Source organism: Rossellomorea oryzaecorticis (assembly GCF_045897515.1).
Lineage (GTDB): Bacteria > Bacillota > Bacilli > Bacillales > Bacillaceae_B > Rossellomorea > Rossellomorea enclensis.
Window position 1 is genome coordinate 37387 of the sequence record NZ_JBJOSA010000010.1, and the last position, 20018, is coordinate 57404.

Sequence of the window (20018 nt, forward strand, 5' to 3'; positions counted from 1 at the left end):
CCCAAAACTCACCCCCACTCATTGCATTTTCCCCCAATACTTCTTATACTTAATAAGTTAGAGGAAGACCGTCCACCAAACCGGCCGGATAGATTCCAGATCGGACCCTAAATAAGAAAAGGATGTGAGTGGTTTGACAGATTTCAACAGTGAATCCACGCCTGTCAAAATTCACTTAAAAACAACTATCACAGTCGGTGAAGAAAGCGACGCTTTTGAGCTCGTCTCATTCGGGCGATACTATGAAAAAGGGGATGCCTTTTTCCTTAAGTACGACGAAGTCCAGGAAGAAGGGACCATCCACACGATCGTCAAGGTCACCGACACCCAGGCACTGATCCTGAGGAGCGGTGCCGTCAAAATGCGAATGGTGTTCAACGAAGAGGAAGAGATGAACGGTTCCTATGAAAGCGAGCTGGGTACACTCTTGCTTACGACAAAGACTAAGAAACTTTCACATACGAAAAATCTCTCCAAGGCAGAAGGGGATTTCAACCTTTCCTATGAGCTGATCATGCAGGGCAGCCCGGTCGGGGATTATGAGATGTCGATCAATTTTAAGGAGGAAGAATAGGCGCATGAATATCGTCGAGAAAGTACAAGAAAACCTGAAATCCGAAATCAAGGCAGCGGTCCTGAAAGCTGGGCTCGCTTCAGAGGACCAGCTTCCGGACATAATCCTGGAGACGCCGAAGGACAAGTCACACGGTGACTACTCCACCAACATGGCGATGCAGCTTGCACGTGTTGCGAAAAAAGCGCCGCGCATGATCGCGGAAGACATCATGAAGAACTTCGATCAGTCTAAGGCTTCCATTGAAAAAATGGACATCGCCGGCCCTGGATTCATCAACTTCTTCATGAACAATGACTACTTGACGGATCTCATCCCGCTGATCCTCGATCAAGATCACGAATACGGCCAGTCTGATGCCGGTAAAGGCGAACGAGTCAACGTCGAGTTCGTTTCTGCTAATCCGACAGGCGACCTTCACCTCGGCCATGCCCGCGGTGCCGCAGTCGGTGATTCACTCTGCAACGTTCTTGAAAAAGCAGGCTATAAGGTTACTCGCGAGTACTACATCAATGACGCCGGGAACCAGATCCATAACCTTGCGAAATCAGTGGAAGCACGCTACTTCCAGGCGCTTGGCCAGGATGTGGCGATGCCTGAAGACGGATATCATGGCGCCGACATCATCGGAATCGGGAAGCAGCTTGCGGAGGAATTCGGTTCCAAGTATGCGGAAGCAAGCGAAGACGAACGCTATAAATTTTTCCGTGAGTACGGTTTGAAAGTGGAAATGTCCAAGCTCCAGAAGGACCTTGAGATGTTCCGCGTGCCGTTTAATGTATGGTACTCAGAAACATCCCTTTACGAAAACGGAAAAATCGACGCTGCGCTTTCCAAGCTTCGTGAAAACGGTCATGTGTACGAAGAAGAAGGAGCGACCTGGTTCCGTTCGACTGAACTTGGCGACGATAAGGACCGCGTACTGATTAAGAACGACGGAACGTATACGTACCTGACTCCTGACATCTCTTACCACCAGGATAAATTCGAGCGCGGCCATGATGTGCTCATCAATATCTGGGGAGCGGACCACCACGGCTATATCCCTCGTATGAAAGCGGCGGTTGAGGCACTTGGTTTTGACCGTGAAAAGCTTGAAGTGGCCGTGATCCAGCTCGTCCATCTTTACAAAAATGGCGAGAAGATGAAGATGAGTAAACGTACCGGTAAAGCCGTGACGATGCGTGAACTAGTGGAAGAAGTCGGCCTCGATGCGGTTCGTTACTTCTTCGCGATGAGAAGCGCGGATACTCACATGGATTTCGACCTGGATCTTGCAGTGTCCCAGTCCAATGAAAACCCTGTATATTATGCTCAATATGCGCATGCGCGTATCTGCTCGATCCTGCGTCAGGCTGAAGAGTCCGGTCTTGCATCCGAGGACCGCATCGATCTGAGCCTGATCGGAACGGAAAAAGAAATCGATTTATTGAAGAAGCTCGGTGAATTCCCGCAGATGATCGCTGATTCAGCTGAAAAGCGCACACCCCACCGTGTCGCGAACTACATCAACGATCTTGCTTCGGCATTCCACAGCTTCTACAATGCCAACAAGGTACTTGATAACGAAAACCGGGAGCTGACAACAGCCCGCCTGGCACTCGTCAAAGCCGTGCGCGTCACGCTCCAGAACGCACTTGCCCTTATCGGCGTAGCTGCTCCTGAAAAAATGTAATTGAATTGAAGGCCCGTCCCTCATTGCTTTAAAGCGGTGAGGGACGGGCCTTCTTTTTAATATTTTTCTCCTCATAACGTATAATAATGGGTAGACATAGCTTAGGAGGTACCTCATGAAGACAGTTGTGCTGGCCATTGTGACCGGTTTTTTAGTAGGATTCATCTTTGCCCTGTTCAAGCTTCCCATCCCTGCCCCGCCTGCCCTCGCAGGAATCGCCGGAATCGTAGGGATTTATCTGGGATTCAAGGCATTCATGGCAATCCAGCCGTGGATTGAATCGGTGTTTAAGTAACTTTTACATAAAAATAACTATAAAAGCTCGGACCTCAATGGTTCCGGGCTTTTGTAATTATTTTGAATTTATTGTTCAAAATATATTGAATATTAAATTCAATAATATTAGAATGAAGTCAACGATGAAAAAGGGAGGCTATTATTTTGAAACACTTACTGCAATCAGATGAAGTGGAAACCATATCCCTGGAGGTGGAATGGTCACCTGTATGGGAAGTCATCCTTGGCATCTCGGGCTACACGCATAAGCAGCTCAGGCACACCTTCGACATGGACAGGGAGTGGGCGGAAGCTTCGTCTTCCATGCCTCCAACCTTGGTGAAGAACCTGAATGAAATCGAAAAAACGAACTTCTGGTACTCCCTCATCATGCTTCAAGATAAATTTTCCGCAGAGACCGTTCAAGATTTTTCGAACAAACTGAATGAGCTTCCGGCAGTTGATTTCTATGAAACCGTGCTGCCGTATAAAAGCAGAAATCTTGAGACAATGAGAGTGGAAACAGCTGAACAGCACAAGAAACTTGATCTGTTTGATCAATACGCTGCCAAATTTGAGGGGCATGAATTTTTAGGGGGATATATAAGTCATCTTGGACGGTATGCCTACGAGCAAGTCAGGAATCTGCTCATCACCATCATGGATGAATGGACCAGCTGGATCAAGCAAAACGAAAACTGGGAAAAGTGGGTCAAGGCTCTGGAATATGAGAGTAAGCAGCAGCGAAATCTTGATGCAAGAAAACCTGTTGAGGAGATTGAAAGAGTGACGGACGGTGTGAACTACCTCCCGGAACCCGGGGTGTGGAAGGTCAAACTGATCCCCCATGCAGCCTACAGACCGTGGATATTGGAAAAACGGACCCCGGACACCAAGATTTTTTTCTATCCTTTAAAAGATGATTACCTTGCTTCTCCCGGCGAGCCATCTTCGGAACTAGTCCGCGGCCACAAAGCCCTGGGGGACGAGCTCCGGCTGAAGCTGCTGTACCAGCTTATGAAAGGGCCGTTATCGCTGCAGGAATTGAGTGTTAGGTTTCAAATGTCTAAAACGTCGCTCCATCATCAGCTTTCACTGTTAAAAGCGGCAAAATTTGTGGCCGCCGATAGAGGGGTTTATTCAGTGAACCCGCACAGAATCGAAACATTTTCTGAAAAACTGAATCAATTCCTGGATATCAAATGATGAAGAAATTCTCCAGATCATTCAAGGCGCTTTGGGCAGGGGAAGTCATTTCGGAATTCGGCGGGGCTGCCGGAGGGATCATTAACGGCTTGCTGCTGTTTGAATTAACAGGCTCAAAAGAATGGATGGGCATCCTCTGGCTCGTTTACTTCATTCCTTCCTTGGTGTTGCAGGGAATCAGTGCCCCGTTTCTTAACCATGTCGTAAAAGAAAAGATGCTGAAGAGAATTCAATTAATCCGGGCGTTTGCTTATCTTCTTCCTTTAGCAGGCTATCTGACCGGCTCCACAGTTGGAATCATTTCAGGATTGGTCCTGCTGCAATGCCTCTTGGGATTGATGCAGCCCATTTATGCCAGTCTCTCCTTCTCCTTACTGCCCGATATTTGCAAGGATGATGAGCTCGCAGATGCAAACGGCTTACTCGACGGCACCATCAGGCTGATGAGTTTTCTGGCCCCGGGAGCCACTTCCTTATTACTTGTGGTCAGCCCGATGCATTTCATCTATGGTTTTTCCTCCATCATGTTTCTTGCCAGCTATTTCGCACTATCACGAATCCCTCACACCAGTGAGAAAAAGGTGGCGGCATGGACAAAGAAGTTCTGGTGGGAAGAGATGAAGGAGGGATACAAAACCTTCTTTCAATATCCCCAACTTTTGCGTCTGACCATCCTTTCCTCTGCTGTACAGTTTGCGGTTGGAGCGGCACTGGTGTTGAGTGTCCCATTCATTCGCAGCGATCTGAATGGCGATGCCTGGCACTATGGGATTTTTTCCGGGGCGTTTCCTGTCGGGTATGCTCTCGGCATGCTATTATTGACCCGTGTACCGAAAAACGCACAAACAATGTATTTCGGCTTGATAGGCGGCGGACTTTCCTTCGTGTTTTTATACTTTGTCCACTCCCTCCCATTTGCGTGGCTCTGTGAATTATTCGGCGGCCTGATCTTTCCCCTTTTCAATGCCCAGAATGCCGCTCAGTTTCAAAGGGAAGCCCCGAGAGACCGCCTGTCACAGCTGAGTGCTGTCAGGCTTCTTTTCATCAGGGTGACGATGCCATTAGGGATCCTGTTTGCCTCTTCTGCGATTCTCAGTACAAGACAAACCTATATGTTTGTCGGCCTGGCCATCGTCATGCCGGGATTATATTATTTCGTAACTTCATTTTTCAGGAGAGATTCCGGGCTGGCTGTGGAAGATAACCAGAAGATTGGATGATCAAAAAACCGCCACCTTGTCTAAAAGGCGGCGGTTTTAAATCAAAACTCCAGCACACCCCCGCTGATCCGCTTGACCCCGCGGATAGAGGCGAGGTCCTCGGTCAGTTTCAGCATGGCAAGGTCCTTATACTTCGCTTCGATCATGAAGTCGACGTCCTGGCCGAATTTCTTAAGGGTTTTGAAAAATGGCTCCACAAAATCGGGGTCAACATAGTCGGCGTGGGAGCGGAACGCCTTATCCGATTTTGGTGAGGAGATATGTATCTTTGGAACAAGGTCGCGCCTGTCCCATGTTTTGAAAATATCCTCAAGACATTCCTCAAGCGGCAGACTTCCAGGGTTCGCTTCATGATGGTGGATATCAAGCACCATCGGTATATCTTCCTTTTGACAGGCGGCAAGCGTCTCCTCCACATTGTACGTCTTGTCATCGTTCTCGAGGGTCATAATTTCCTTCACCTCGGGCGGGATGGCATTCAAGTTCTCGTGAAACCGTTCGAGCGCTGCTTTTTTATCGCCGTAAGTACCGCCGATATGAATATTGATGACAGCTTCCTTTTCGATCCCCATGTACTCAAGCATCCGGTAATGATACACCAAGTCCTTCACCGCATTGTCGGTGACATGCTGCTTCGGGCTTGTGAACAGTGTGAATTGATTCGGATGAAAGCTTGCCCTGATGCCGAACGATTTGATGAGGTCTCCGAGCTCCTTCCATTCCTTTTTAAAAGGAGAATGGAAGTCCCATTCCACATCCGGGTGCGTCGCAAGGGGGACGAGGGAGCTCGAAAGCCGGTACAGCTCGATTTCGTGAGCAGCACAATAATAAAGGATCCGTTTTGTGTGTTCCAGATTCTTTCGAGTCACATCAATGAGCTTCTCCATGCGTTCATCGTGAGGGAGCTCGGTGAACCGTCTGTAAGTCATTGTTTTGGAGGGACTTGAATCCCAAAGGGCAAGGGAATTTGCCACGAATCCCAGTCTCACTTTCATGCTGAATCCCTCCTATAAAAGAATCGAAATCGCAGATGCCACTTTTTCTTTTATGCGTGTGAACACAGAAACGGACTGCAAGTCACTTGCGGTGAGTCTGTCCGATTCCTTGATATCCTTCGCAACTTCTTTTTTTACTATATCAATAAAATTTTTGTCGTATATTAAATTGTTCAGTTCAAGATTGATGAAAAAACTGCGCTGATCGAAATTGGCCGTCCCGATATCACAGAAATGATCGTCGACAATCATGAGCTTCCCGTGATAAAAACCGTTCATATATTGATATACCAGCGCCCCTTTTTCAAGAAGGGGTCTGAAATAGGGGAAGGCCGCCTCTTTCACAAGGGCATGATCCGCCTGATTCGGTACGATGATCTCCAGCTTGACTCCGCGGTCGAGAGCGGCGAGCAGCTTATCCATCAGATGGCTGGTCGGGATGAAATAAGGGGTCCCGATGACGATGGAATGCTTCGCATCATCGATGAACTCTCCGAAAAACTTCTCGATATTGACGCCCTCCGTGGGGAAAATCTGATGCCTTATCTCACCTTTAGCAGCAGGAGGGAAGTATAAGGGCTCGTTCTTCAATTCCTTCTGTGTCGCACGGTGCCAGTCAATGCTGAACTCGGCTTGAAGATCGAGGACGCCTTCACCTTCCATCCTCATATGATAGTCCCTCCACGGAGATAGTTCCGGCCGGTCATTTTCATCAATATATTCCTTGCCGACATTATATCCCCCGAGATAGCCTAGTTTTCCGTCAATCACCGTGATCTTCCGGTGATTCCTCTGCTGGGAGGTAAAGAAGAGATGAGGAAGCTTCACCTTTTGGGCGAAAGCAACTTCCGCTCCGGCCTGCTTCAGCAGCTTCACCTTCGACTTCGGCACCTGCGAGCTTCCGAGCTGATCCATCAGAAGCCTGACCTCCACACCCTGTTTTGCCTTCTCCTCAAGCACCTCTAAAAAACGGTGGCCGAGATGATCATTCTGGACAATATAAAACAGGATATGAATGGATGATTCCGCATTCTTAATATCATAAAACATTTTATCGAACAACTCCGGTCCGCGGGAAATCAACGTTATATCACTATAACGATCTCCGTAATTCCGTCTCGTGCGCGTCCTTATGAACCTGCTGCGTCCGAGCTTGAAATCGACCACCATCCAGGCGATCAAAGCCCCGATAATCAAAATCACATAAACTAACCACATTCGTATCACTCTCTCATCGTCAATAAACTTAGTATGTCCGTCTACTTGCATTGTGTTCCATCTTTTTTTATTCCCTGAAATGACAGGCTTCGAAACCTTAAATCACTACTTTTTGACTATGGGAGAAAAAGGGACCTGCGAACCATCTGATGTTTTTAAATCATGCAGTCATGATTTCCAGGATAGCAGCAGTACTAGCGTTGATTGGAGTGCAGGACGAAGACTCCTGCGGGAAGAGTAGCTAATGTGAGACTTGTCCAGCTACGGGGCTTAGAGGCACATGTCATAAGTCAACTCGGCCAAGAAGGCAAAGAACGCCTTCGTGGCCAATTCGCCTTATGCCACCCGCCTCTGAGCAAAGCCCCTCGGCTTTTCCCACCCGCAGGAACGAAGTGACGAGGAGGCTCACGGGCTGCCCGCGGAAAGCGAAGTCCTGCACGGAAATCATAAGCGGTGATCGGAGAGCTTTCTTTTAAAAAAACCGTTGACTGAATGCTCATTCATTATATAATGGACATAAGGATATTTTTCTGAATATTAATTTGGTTTGTAAAAGTTTGAACAAAGGGGAAGTTCATTTGCGAGCCGAAAAAGGGGGAGAGACTTGAGATGAATGGATTACTCATTCTCAATTGGATTGCGTTCATTTTTGTAACCGTTTACGCAGTGAGTCTGTTTGTGTATGTGGTCAAAACGAGAATTGAATATATCAAACTCGGCAAGAAAGTCGAATTCGACAAAAGATTCAAGGAACGCTTCGAAAAAATCATGGTCAACGTCTTCGGACAGAAAAAGCTCTTGAAGGATAAGAAAAGTGGAGCGATCCACGTCATGTTCTTCTACGGCTTCATCTTAGTACAATTCGGGGCAATCGACTTCATCATCAAAGGACTTGCTCCGGGGAACCATCTGCCGCTTGGACCTCTGTATCCGGGCTTCACGTTCTTCCAGGAACTCGTCACGCTGATGATCCTCGTCGCTGTCGTGTGGGCGTTCCACCGACGTTACGTGGAAAAGCTCGTCCGTTTAAAAAGAGGATTCAAATCTGGACTCGTTCTTTTATTCATCGGGGGCTTGATGCTTTCCGTGCTTGTAGGGAACGGGATGAGCCTGATCTGGCATGGTGAGGACCTTGCATGGACCGAGCCTGTTGCGTCAATGATCGGGGGAGCACTCGGTGCGATCGGTGAAACGGCATCCATTGTCATTTTCTACATCGCATGGTGGATCCACTTGATGTTCTTACTTGCTTTCTTGGTCTACGTGCCGCAGTCAAAGCACGCCCACTTGATCGCAGGACCAGCCAATGTATTTTTCAACCGCTTAGACAACCCTGGAAAACTAAAGCCGATCGACTTTGAAGACGAATCGGCAGAAAGCTTCGGGGTAGGAAAAATAGAAGAATTCACCCAGACGCAGATGATCGACTTCTACGCCTGCGTGGAATGCGGACGCTGTACGAATATGTGTCCCGCAACCGGCACAGGGAAAATGCTGTTGCCGATGGACCTGATCGTGAAACTGCGTGATCACCTGACAAATCATGGTGCTGCCGTGACACAGAAAAAACCGTGGGTGCCGACATTCGCATTCAACGGTACAAAAGGAAACCAGCTTGCGATGGCAGGTGCGACACAGGCAGCCGAAGAAGCGGCAGCCGGTGCGGCATACAGCCCATCCCTGATCGGAGACGTCATCACGGAAGAAGAAATCTGGGCATGTACGACATGCCGAAACTGTGAAGACCAATGCCCGGTCATGAACGAGCACGTCGACAAAATCATCGACCTTCGCCGTTATCTGGTCCTTACAGAAGGAAAAATGGATGCCGATGCCCAGCGTGCAATGCAGAACATCGAGCGCCAGGGCAACCCTTGGGGTCTTAACCGTAAAGAGCGCGAAAACTGGCGCGAAGCAAGGGAAGACGTTCACATCCCGACGGTGAAGGAAATGAAAAAAGCAGGGGAAGACTTCGAATATTTATTCTGGGTCGGATCCATGGGTTCATTCGATAACCGAAGCCAAAAAATCGCGCTTTCGTTTGCCAAAATGATGAACGAAGCCGGCGTCAAGTTCGCGATTTTAGGAAATAAAGAGAAAAACTCAGGCGATACTCCGCGCCGCCTAGGAAACGAATTCTTATTCCAGGAGCTTGCGACGAACAACATCGCCGAATTTGAAAAGCATGAGATCAAGAAAATCGTCACAATCGATCCGCATGCTTACAACATTTTCAAAAATGAATATCCGGACTTCGGACTCGAAGCGGAAGTCTACCACCACACCGAGCTTCTTTATGAACTCGTGAAGGAAGGACGTCTGAAGCCGAAGTATGAAGTGAACGAAACGATCACGTTCCATGATTCGTGTTACCTGGGCCGCTACAACGAAGTGTACGATCCGCCGCGTGAAATCCTTAAATCGATTTCCGGCGTCAAACTCGTTGAAATGGAACGGAACAAAGAAAAGGGAATGTGCTGCGGAGCCGGCGGAGGACTTATGTGGATGGAAGAAGACACAGGCCACCGCGTCAACGTATCCCGTACCGAGCAGGCACTTGCCGTCAGCCCGTCCGTCATCAGCTCCGGCTGCCCGTACTGCCTGACAATGCTTTCCGATGGAACGAAAGCGAAGGAAGTCGAAGAAAACGTCTCCACACTCGACGTTGCCGAGCTTCTTGAAAAAGCAGTCTGCGGCGATCATAAAGATGAGGTCGTTGCTTAATAGGTATTGATATGACAGCAGGAGTGAAACAACATAATCAGCATTATGGCGTTTCACTCCTGTTTTATTATTCTAAAATAGTAACTATAGCGAAAAATAAAAACTTTCTAAAAAATCATTACGTTTTACACAATTTTGAAGTACAATGGAAGTAGTGGAAAGGGACGGAATCTGTCCCTTCCTCTTTTGGCATTCGGTCGAGCGAGCGTTCAGTCAAGATCGCGGCAGCCCGTCGGGAAAGCCATTTAACGTTCTGAATGACGAGTTCTTTATGAACGAGGGAAACACATGATACTTAGAATATTTTTTGAAAGCGTATACAAAATGAAGTACTCAAACTGAAAGAAAGAGGAGAGGATTTACATGGGAAAAACGGTCATTCTAGATGGAGCCAGAACTCCTTTCGGCAAGTTTGGAGGCGGATTGAGCAGTTTTACAGCTTCCGAGCTCGGCGGTTTTGCAGTGAAGGAAGCATTGAATAGAGCAGGTGTCAGCGGTGAAGATATCGACGAGGTGATCCTCGGCACCGTCCTTCAGGGAGGACAGGGACAGATCCCTTCCCGCCAGGCATCGCGTCACGCAGGTATTCCTTGGAACGTAAAAACAGAAACAATCAATAAAGTGTGCGCGTCCGGTATGAGGAGCGTCACGATGGCCGATCAGATCATCCGTGCAGGAGACGGGGAAGTGATCGTGGCCGGCGGAATGGAATCAATGTCGAATGCGCCATACATCCTGCCAAAAGCACGCTGGGGATTCAAAATGGGCGACTCAAGCGTCAAGGACTTGATGGTCCACGACGGACTGACTTGCTCCTTCAACAATGTCCACATGGGCACATACGGAAACGCTACAGCCAAAGAATTTGAACTTTCAAGGGAAGACCAGGACAACTGGGCACTCAGAAGTCACGAGCTTGCGGTGAAAGCGACAGAAGACGGGAAACTCGGTGAAGAAATCGTGGCGGTGGAAGTGCCGCAGCGCAAAGGCGATCCGGTGGTGGTCGACCGCGACGAAGCACCTCGTAAGGATACATCCATTGAAGTATTGGCAAAACTCGGACCGGTATTCGGCTCCGACGGCACGATCACGGCAGGTAACGCACCGGGAGTCAACGACGGAGCAGCCGCCATGATCCTGATGAGCGAAGAGCGTGCTGAAAAAGAAGGCAAAAAACCATTGGCGACCATCCTCGGCCATACAGCAATCGCAGTGGAAGCAAAAGACTTCCCACAGACGCCGGGCCTTGTCATCAATGAACTATTGAAGAAAACAGGCAAATCACTCGAAGAAATCGACCTGTTCGAAATCAACGAAGCATTCGCGGCAGTCGCACTCGCAAGCGGCAAGATTGCCGGTCTCGATCCTGAAAAAATCAACGTAAACGGCGGCGCCGTAGCACTCGGCCACCCGATCGGGGCAAGCGGAGCGCGCATCATTTTAACTCTTGCATACGAACTGAAACGCCGCGGAGGCGGAATCGGAATCGCATCCATCTGCTCCGGAGGCGGACAGGGCGATGCGGTTATGATCGAGGTGCCGAAGCAGTAGGGTTCTTGATTTGAATTGGTAGATTGGGAGAGTTTTAGGTTTGGGCTGGGTGCCTGGCTCAAACCGGGTCATCTGAGCCAGGCACCATTTTCAAGTCTAGCTGTGCCAGGAACAAACAGGCCAGTTTGTGCCAGGCACAAAACAAGTCTTCTGTGCATGGCACAGCTCAGAAAACGCCAGTGTACCAGGTACTATCACACTCAAATGAACCAGGTACACAAAACCGGAATTTCTGATAAAACATTTATTGAAATATTACTAGTTCCAGCGTTGATTGGAGTGCAAGACGAAGACTCCTGCGGGAAAAGCGATACAGGTAAGACCCCGCAGGAGCAACGCGACGAGGAGGCTTACCGGCCGTCCGCGGAAAGCGTAGTCTTGCACGGAAATCAAAAGCGGTGTAATCAGAAACATCTCAAACAAAGGGGAGAAACACAATGAACATAAAAAAAGTCATGGTCATCGGAGCCGGTCAAATGGGCTCTGGGATTGCCCAGGTATGTGCGCAGGCAGGATTTGACGTTTTCCTGAACGACCTCAAAGAAGAATTTGTCCAAAAAGGGATCGGCGTCATCACAAAGAACCTTTCCCGTTCGGTGGACAAAGGCCGCATGAGTGAAGACGATAAGGCAGCAGCGCTGAACAGGCTGACGGCTTCCACGGATCTCAACGATGCCAAAGACGTGGATATCGTGATTGAAGCAGCGGTTGAGAATATGGAGATCAAAACGAAGATCTTCGCTCAGCTGGATGAAATTGCTCCCGAGCATGCGATCCTCGCGACCAATACTTCTTCTCTTCCAATCACGGAGATTGCAGCGGCGACGAATCGTCCCCAGCAGGTGATCGGGATGCACTTCATGAACCCGGTACCGGTGATGAAGCTTGTAGAGATCATCCGCGGGCTTGCGACGACGGATGAGGTGTATCAGGCGATCGAGGATATGACGAAGTCACTGAGCAAAGTGCCGGTAGAGGTGGAAGACTTCCCGGGGTTCGTTTCAAACCGTATCCTGATGCCGATGATCAACGAAGCGGTCTACACGCTGTATGAAGGGGTGGCAAGCAAGGAAGCGATCGACGAGGTGATGAAGCTCGGCATGAATCATCCGATGGGGCCGCTGACGCTTGCCGATTTCATCGGTCTCGACACTTGCCTGTACATCATGGAAACGCTCCACGAAGGCTTCGGTGACGACAAATACCGTCCATGCCCGCTGCTCAGAAAATATGTCAAAGCAGGCTGGCTAGGTAAAAAGACAGGAAGAGGATTTTACTCTTACGAATAAGTGGATGTCGCATAAGGATTTCGTTAAAGCCGATTGATGATATTACCACTAAGTTGATTGAAGCGGAAGGCATTTGACTCCGACGGGATAAAGAGGAAAAGTCGAGACCCCGCAGGCGGGACGCCGAGGAGGCTCGACTTCCTCCCCGCGGAAAGCAAATGCCTGCAGCGGAAATCAACGGCCTTGTTGAAAGGGCCATGAGAAAGATCCTTGTAGTGCATGCGAACATCCGGGAGGGGACAATCATGAATTTACGATTCACGGAAGAACAGCAGATGATGCGCAAGATGGTGCGCGATTTTGCAGAAACAGAGATACAGCCTTTCGTTGAGAAAATGGAAGAGGGGCATTTTCCACGGGAGATTTTAAATAAAATGGCAGAGCTCGGTCTGATGGGGATCACGATCCCAGAAAAATACGGCGGCTCCGAGATGGATTTCACATCCTACATCATCGCGATCCACGAGCTGTCAAAAGTAAGCGCCACCATCGGGGTGATCCTGTCGGTGCATACATCGGTCGGGACGAACCCGATCCTCTACTTTGGAAACGAGGAACAGAAACAGAAGTACCTTCCGAAGCTTGCTTCGGGTGAGTATTTAGGGGCTTTCTGTCTGACGGAACCGAGTGCAGGGTCGGACGCGAAGAGCTTGAAATCTAAAGCGGAAAAACGCGGCGATCACTATGTACTGAACGGTTCGAAGGTTTTCATCACGAACGGGGGCGAGGCGGATACATATATCGTGTTCGCCGTGACCGATCAGACGAAGGGAAGCCGCGGGGTATCGGCGTTCATCGTTGAAAAAGGTACACCTGGCCTGATCATCGGTAAAGACGAACACAAAATGGGGCTGCACGGTTCAAGAACTGTACAGCTGACATTTGAAGATATGAAAGTGCCTGTTGAAAACCTCCTTGGCGAGGAAGGGGAAGGCTTCAAGATCGCGATGGCGAACCTGGATGTCGGCCGCATCGGAATCGCCGCACAGGCCCTGGGGATCGCTGAAGGTGCACTCGATTACGCAACGGCTTATGCAAAAGAACGCGTCCAGTTCGGCAAACCAATCGCCGCCCAGCAGGGTATCGGGTTCAAGCTCGCCGACATGGCAACCGCAGTCGAAGGTGCGAAACTTTTGGTCTACAGAGCGGCTGACCTCCGCGGGCAGGGCATCTCCTGCGGAAAAGAAGCCTCCATGGCCAAACTTTTCGCCTCAAAAACAGCCGTCGACGTCACAATCGAAGCCATCCAGGTATACGGAGGCTACGGCTACACGAAGGAATATCCAGTAGAGAGACTATTCCGCGATGCAAAAGTGACCGAAATCTACGAAGGCACCAGCGAGATTCAGAGAATGGTTATCGGGAAGAACTTATTGGTTTAAGAGGTTTTAAAGGAAATTGAATGGATGAAGCTTGAGCTTGTGAATTGGGCAGTTCCAGCGTTGGTTGGAGTGCAAGACGAAGACTCCTATGAGAAAAGCGGAAGGGCTTTGCTCAGAGGCGTGTGGCATAAGACGAATCGGCCACGAAGGCGTTCTTTGCCTTCTTGGTCGGTTTGGCTTATGACATGTGCCTCTAAGCCCTGCAGCTAGACAGTGACCTTCTTGAAGAATTAAGGGGCCGCCCGCGGAAAGCGAAGTCTTCCACGGAAATCAACAGCGGTGATTAAACTGTGCCTGATTGAAAACCACATTTTTAAATAACTATCAAAATAGATTCCAACAAAGATGGGAGAAAAAATCATGAAATTTACATTATCTGAAGAACATGAAATGATTCGCAAGATGGTGCGCGATTTTGCGCGCAACGAGGTTGCTCCTACTGCCGCGGAACGCGACGAGGAAGAACGCTTCGATATGGATATCTTCAAGAAAATGGCGGAGCTCGGCTTGACCGGTATTCCTTGGCCGGAAGAGTACGGCGGGATCGGAAGCGACTACCTTGCTTACTGTATCGCAGTCGAGGAGCTTTCAAGAGTGTGTGCTTCTACGGGTGTAACGTTATCCGCCCACACTTCACTGGCAGGCTGGCCGGTATACAAATTCGGTACGGAAGAGCAGAAGCAGAAGTATCTCCGTCCGATGGCACAGGGTGAGAAAATCGGTGCGTACGGCCTGACTGAGCCGGGTTCGGGTTCCGATGCAGGCGGCATGAAGACGACTGCGCGCCTTGAAGGAGATCACTACGTTTTAAACGGATCTAAAATTTTCATCACAAACGGCGGAATCGCCGATACGTACATCGTATTTGCATTGACGGATCCATCGTCGCGCCAGCGCGGAACGAGTGCGTTCATCGTGGAGAAGGACTTCGAAGGATTCTCTGTCGGTAAAAAAGAGAAAAAGCTCGGCATCCGTTCATCTCCAACGACTGAAATCGTGTTCGAAGAGTGCAAGGTGCCGAAGGAAAACCTTCTCGGCAAAGAAGGGGAAGGCTTTAAGATTGCAATGATGACGCTTGACGGCGGACGTAACGGGATTGCTGCACAGGCTGTCGGGATCGCTCAGGGTGCGCTTGATGCGTCCGTCGACTATGCGAAAGAACGTGAGCAGTTCGGGAAGCCGATCGCTGCGAACCAGGGCATTTCTTTTAAAATTGCAGACATGGCGACATCCATTGAAGCTTCCCGTCTATTAACCTATCAGGCTGCTTGGCTTGAGTCTGAAGGACTTCCATACGGGAAAGAATCGGCGATGTCGAAACTGATGGCCGGGGATACGGCGATGAAGGTGACGACGGAAGCGGTCCAGATCTTCGGCGGTTACGGCTACACGAAGGATTATCCTGTCGAGCGCTATATGCGTGACGCGAAGATTACTCAGATCTATGAAGGAACGCAGGAAATCCAGCGCCTTGTCATTTCAAGGATGGTCACGAAGTAAGAAAGCGGTAAAAGGTTTAAAGGGGTATGTTTACCATATATAGATCTGCCTGACTCGTTGGGGGATGAAGCAGGCGGAGAATAACAGGGACAATGGGAGAATGAAATAAAGGCGGTCGGTAGAAGTGGAGAACAAAAGGGAAGTGCATGCTTCTGTCAAAGATGAACGTTTGGTGGAGAAAAGGCGCGATCAGATGATCCGGGGAGCCGTCTCTCTTTTTAAACAGAAGGGGTTTCACCGCACCACGACAAGGGAGATTGCCAAGGCCGCCGGGTTCAGCATCGGCACGCTTTATGAATATATACGGACAAAGGAAGATGTATTGTATCTGGTCTGTGACAGCATTTATGAACAGGTTCGGCTGGAGCTTGAGGAGCTGGATACGGATGAGGGGACGGTTGACGGCTTGAAGGTCGGCATCGCCCATTATTTTCAGGTGATGGACAGGATGCAGGACGAGGTCCTCGTCATGTATCAGGAGGCAAAGTCGCTTTCGAAGGACGCTTTGCCTTACGTCCTCCGGAAAGAGCTTGAAATGGTCGCGATGGTCGAGAAGCTGATCGTGCGCTGTGTCGAGACGGGGGAGCTCGAACTTGATGAGCACCAGATCCACATGCTTGCGCAGAATGTATTCGTCCAGGGGCAGATGTGGGGATTCCGCCGCTGGGCGCTTCAGAAGAGGTATTCGCTCCAGGAATACATCGATCTGCAGGTCGAACTGCTTTTTTCAGGAATCACGGGTTTTGAAAAACAAAGGAGAACAGGGGGAGTAGTATGAGCACGGTTGAAGTATACAAACCAAAGCACCATGTCCGATTCGTGACGGCGTCGAGCCTTTTCGACGGACATGATGCATCGATCAACATAATGAGACGGATTATCCAGGCGAGCGGTTCAGAGGTCATTCACTTAGGTCATAACCGCTCCGTGGAAGAAGTTGTGAACGCTGCGATCCAGGAGGACGTACAGGGGATTGCGATTTCCTCCTATCAGGGCGGACACGTCGAATATTTTAAATACATGTATGATCTGCTGAACGAAAGAGGAGCTTCCCATATCCGCATTTACGGCGGGGGCGGCGGGGTCATCATCCCGCGCGAAATCAAGGAGCTTCATGAATACGGGATCGCCCGCATCTTCTCGCCGGAAGACGGCCGTCAGCACGGTCTGCAGGGGATGATCAACCAGATGATCGAGGAATGCGACTTCCCGACGATCAAAGACAGCGTCAACTCTGAAGTTGAAAAGCTTTCGAGTGGCGACGTGAATGCTGTTTCGAAGCTGATCTCACTCGCTGAGTATCAGGTCGGGGCGAATGAAGAAGTGGCGGCGACTGCGCAGACAGTTTTCTCAGAAATCAAGACACTGGCGAAAAAAGTGCCGGTACTTGGGATCACAGGAACAGGAGGAGCGGGGAAAAGTTCACTTACCGACGAACTGATCCGCCGCTTCATCAACGAGCTTCCTGAGAAAAAGATCGCGGTACTGTCGATTGATCCGACGAAACAAAAGACGGGCGGAGCGCTTCTTGGCGACCGTATCCGCATGAACGCGATCTTCAATCCGCGCGTTTACATGCGCAGTCTTGCCACGCGCGGTTCGAAGACGGAGCTTTCACTGGCGATCAAGGATGCAATCAATGTCGTCAAAGCAGCAGGCTACGATCTCGTTGTCGTCGAGACGAGCGGAATCGGGCAGGGTGATGCGGAAATCGCTGAAATCTGCGACATGTCCATGTATGTCATGACGAGTGAATTCGGTGCGCCATCACAGCTTGAAAAAATCGATATGATCGATTTTGCCGACCTGATCGTCATCAACAAATTCGAACGCAAAGGATCGGAGGACGCACGCCGCCAGGTCCAGAAGCAGTATCAGCGCAGCCATATGCTGTTTGACAAGGACCTTGATGAGATGCCTGTATACGGCACAATCGCGAGCCAGTTCAACGATCCGGGTACGAATGCGCTGTTCGCGGCAATTGTGGAAACAGTGAATGAAAAGATGAAGCTTGATTGGAAGACAAGTTTTTCTAAAAACGCCGATGTTGAAAAACAGAATGTGATCATTCCGAACAACCGACGCTATTATTTAAGAGAAATCGCGGAGACCGTCCGCAATTATCATAAAAAAGCGGAAGAGCAAGTGAATCTTGCGCGCCGCCTGTTCCAGCTCGAAGGTGCGATGGAAGCACTTCGTGAAAGAGAGCAGAACGATGAAGTCCTTACTTCACTCAACACGTTGAAAGAAGAAGTGGAAAACAAGCTGACAGCTGAATCCAAGGATATTTTGGCTAAATGGGAAAATCTCAAGGATACGTACAGCAAGGACCAGTTCGTCACGAAAATCCGCGACAAGGAAATCGTCACCGAGCTTACTTCAAAGAGCTTGTCGGGGCTGAATATTCCTAAAGTGGCCCTGCCTAAGTACAAGGATTACGGGGAGATCCTGAAATGGGTCTACAGGGAAAACGTACCGGGTTCATTCCCGTATACGGCCGGCGTGTTTCCTTTTAAACGAAAAGGGGAAGATCCGAAGCGCCAGTTCGCAGGCGAAGGGACTCCGGAACGTACGAACCGCCGTTTCCATTACCTGTCGAAGGACGATGATGCGAAGCGCCTGAGTACGGCGTTCGACTCTGTTACATTGTATGGTGAAGATCCTGATTACCGTCCGGACATCTACGGAAAAGTCGGCGAGAGCGGCGTCAGCATCTGTACGCTTGATGACATGAAGAAGCTGTATGCAGGCTTCGATCTATGTGCGCCTTCAACATCCGTGTCGATGACGATCAACGGTCCGGCACCGATCATCCTTGCGATGTACATGAACACGGCGATCGACCAGCAGATCCGCGCCAAGGAAGAAGAGCTTGGCCGCGTGCTGACAGTCGAAGAGTATGTAGAAGTGAAGGAACAGACGCTCCAGGTTGTCCGCGGAACGGTTCAGGCCGATATTTTAAAAGAAGATCAGGGCCAGAACACATGCATCTTCTCGACTGAGTTCGCGCTTCGCATGATGGGTGATATCCAGCAGTACTTCATCGATCATAAAGTGAGAAACTACTATTCTGTCTCGATTTCCGGCTACCACATCGCGGAAGCGGGAGCCAATCCGATTTCGCAGCTTGCGTTCACGCTCGCCAACGGCTTCACATACGTCGAGTACTATTTAAGCCGCGGAATGGATATCAATAAGTTCGCGCCTAACCTTTCATTCTTCTTCTCGAACGGACTGGATCCGGAGTATACGGTGATCGGCCGCGTGGCCCGCCGAATCTGGTCGACGGTCATGAGGGATAAGTACGGTGCGGATGAGCGCAGCCAGAAGCTGAAGTACCACATCCAGACGTCCGGCCGCTCGCTGCATGCGCAGGAGATCGATTTCAACGATATCCGTACGACGCTTCAGGCATTGATGGCACTGCAGGATAACTGTAATTCGCTTCACACGAATGCCTATGATGAAGCGATCACGACGCCGACCGAAGAATCCGTCCGCCGTGCGATGGCGATCCAGATGATCATCACGAAAGAACACGGTCTTTCTAAAAATGAAAATCCGCTTCAAGGGTCTTTCATCGTGGAAGAATTGACGGATCTCGTTGAAGAAATGGTGCTCACTGAGTTTGACCGCCTGAATGACCGCGGCGGTGTGCTCGGTTCCATGGAAACCCAGTATCAGCGCGGCAAGATCCAGGAAGAATCAATGTACTATGAAATGAAGAAACATAACGGCGAACTTCCGATTGTCGGCGTGAACACGTATCTGAACCCGAATCCTCCATCAGAGGAACAGATGGACAGCATGGAACTGGCACGTGCGACGAAGGAAGAAAAAGAAACACAAATCAAGAACCTGCGCGACTTCCAGGCGAGAAACGAAAGTGATATCGATGAAGCACTTCAGCGCCTGAAAAAAGCGGCAGTAGACGGAGGCAACATCTTCGAAGAACTGATGGAAACCGTCAAAATCGCAAGCCTCGGGCAGATCACAAGAGCCCTGTACGAAGTCGGAGGCCAATACCGCCGGAATATGTAATAGAAAAAGAGAAGACTGCTGTCGTTTTGGACGGCAGTCTTTTCTTCACTTATTAACCAAGACCCGGCCAGTAAAGCGTAAAGCATTAGGGAGCAGAGTCATCTCCATATATACATAAAGCATTACTAAGTCTGATTTATGACATCACTTAAAATGGTTAACCGTTATCAGCAGTTGGTTGGAGTGGAAGACGGAGACTCCTGCGGGAATAGCAAGACTGGTGAGACCCCGCAGGAGCGCAGCGACGAGGAGGCTCACCGTCTGCCGGCGGAAAGCGAAGTCTTCCACGGAAACCAATTGCGTTGTTTAAATCGGAATAAAACTGTCCACACTGAATATACAGAAAAGTGACAATTCTTTACCGTAT

Annotated in this window: 14 protein-coding genes; 12 read left to right on the forward strand and 2 right to left on the reverse strand. The window is 49.6% G+C overall.

What is annotated here, in order from left to right:
• Positions 1 to 133 precede the first annotated feature (133 nt).
• From ACKA06_RS12900 to ACKA06_RS12920, 5 genes are all read left to right on the forward strand, one after another.
• Positions 134 to 574 carry a DUF1934 domain-containing protein gene (locus ACKA06_RS12900; RefSeq protein WP_411159839.1) on the forward strand — a complete coding sequence of 147 codons (441 nt, stop codon included), beginning with the start codon at positions 134 to 136 and terminating at the stop codon, positions 572 to 574.
• A gap of 4 nt (positions 575 to 578) precedes the next feature.
• Positions 579 to 2249 carry an arginine--tRNA ligase gene (argS, locus tag ACKA06_RS12905; protein WP_032086964.1) on the forward strand — a complete coding sequence of 557 codons (1671 nt, stop codon included), beginning with the start codon at positions 579 to 581 and terminating at the stop codon, positions 2247 to 2249.
• A gap of 115 nt (positions 2250 to 2364) precedes the next feature.
• The gene (locus tag ACKA06_RS12910; protein WP_032086963.1) at positions 2365 to 2544 is read left to right on the forward strand and encodes a XapX domain-containing protein; all 180 of its coding nucleotides are present in this window, start codon (positions 2365 to 2367) and stop codon (positions 2542 to 2544) included.
• Positions 2545 to 2690: 146 nt separating this feature from the next.
• A complete protein-coding gene (locus ACKA06_RS12915; protein ID WP_411159840.1) occupies positions 2691 to 3731 on the forward strand; it encodes an ArsR/SmtB family transcription factor in 1041 nt (346 codons plus the stop codon).
• The gene (locus tag ACKA06_RS12920) at positions 3731 to 4951 is read left to right on the forward strand and encodes an MFS transporter (protein ID WP_411159841.1); all 1221 of its coding nucleotides are present in this window, start codon (positions 3731 to 3733) and stop codon (positions 4949 to 4951) included. Before ACKA06_RS12915 ends, ACKA06_RS12920 begins: the two co-directional genes overlap by 1 nt.
• 41 nt (positions 4952 to 4992) lie before the next feature.
• Here the strand turns inward: ACKA06_RS12920 and uvsE are convergent, their stop codons facing one another.
• Positions 4993 to 5946: a UV DNA damage repair endonuclease UvsE gene (gene uvsE / locus ACKA06_RS12925; RefSeq protein WP_411159842.1), complete on the reverse strand. Its 954-nt coding sequence runs from the start codon at positions 5944 to 5946 to the stop codon at positions 4993 to 4995.
• A gap of 12 nt (positions 5947 to 5958) precedes the next feature.
• The gene (cls, locus tag ACKA06_RS12930; RefSeq protein ID WP_411159843.1) at positions 5959 to 7164 is read right to left on the reverse strand and encodes a cardiolipin synthase; all 1206 of its coding nucleotides are present in this window, start codon (positions 7162 to 7164) and stop codon (positions 5959 to 5961) included.
• Positions 7165 to 7773: 609 nt separating this feature from the next.
• Here cls and ACKA06_RS12935 point away from each other — a divergent pair.
• The 7 genes from ACKA06_RS12935 (at position 7774) to icmF (ending at position 19651) form a co-directional block, all read left to right on the forward strand.
• Positions 7774 to 9888 (forward strand): 4Fe-4S dicluster domain-containing protein, encoded by a 2115-nt coding sequence (locus ACKA06_RS12935; protein WP_411159844.1) that lies wholly within the window; start codon positions 7774 to 7776, stop codon positions 9886 to 9888.
• Between the two features lie 363 nt (positions 9889 to 10251).
• On the forward strand, positions 10252 to 11439 hold the full coding sequence (locus ACKA06_RS12940; RefSeq protein ID WP_411159845.1) for an acetyl-CoA C-acetyltransferase: 1188 nt from the start codon (positions 10252 to 10254) through the stop codon (positions 11437 to 11439).
• Between the two features lie 437 nt (positions 11440 to 11876).
• Positions 11877 to 12728, forward strand: a complete 852-nt coding sequence (locus ACKA06_RS12945) for a 3-hydroxybutyryl-CoA dehydrogenase (RefSeq protein ID WP_064567858.1) — start codon at positions 11877 to 11879, stop codon at positions 12726 to 12728.
• Between the two features lie 245 nt (positions 12729 to 12973).
• Positions 12974 to 14110, forward strand: a complete 1137-nt coding sequence (locus ACKA06_RS12950) for an acyl-CoA dehydrogenase (RefSeq protein ID WP_214872340.1) — start codon at positions 12974 to 12976, stop codon at positions 14108 to 14110.
• A gap of 360 nt (positions 14111 to 14470) precedes the next feature.
• Positions 14471 to 15610: an acyl-CoA dehydrogenase gene (locus ACKA06_RS12955; protein WP_032086954.1), complete on the forward strand. Its 1140-nt coding sequence runs from the start codon at positions 14471 to 14473 to the stop codon at positions 15608 to 15610.
• A 124-nt stretch (positions 15611 to 15734) separates the two neighbouring features.
• Positions 15735 to 16388 (forward strand): TetR/AcrR family transcriptional regulator, encoded by a 654-nt coding sequence (locus tag ACKA06_RS12960; protein WP_032086953.1) that lies wholly within the window; start codon positions 15735 to 15737, stop codon positions 16386 to 16388.
• Positions 16385 to 19651: a fused isobutyryl-CoA mutase/GTPase IcmF gene (gene icmF / locus ACKA06_RS12965; protein ID WP_197669727.1), complete on the forward strand. Its 3267-nt coding sequence runs from the start codon at positions 16385 to 16387 to the stop codon at positions 19649 to 19651. Before ACKA06_RS12960 ends, icmF begins: the two co-directional genes overlap by 4 nt.
• Positions 19652 to 20018 lie beyond the last annotated feature (367 nt).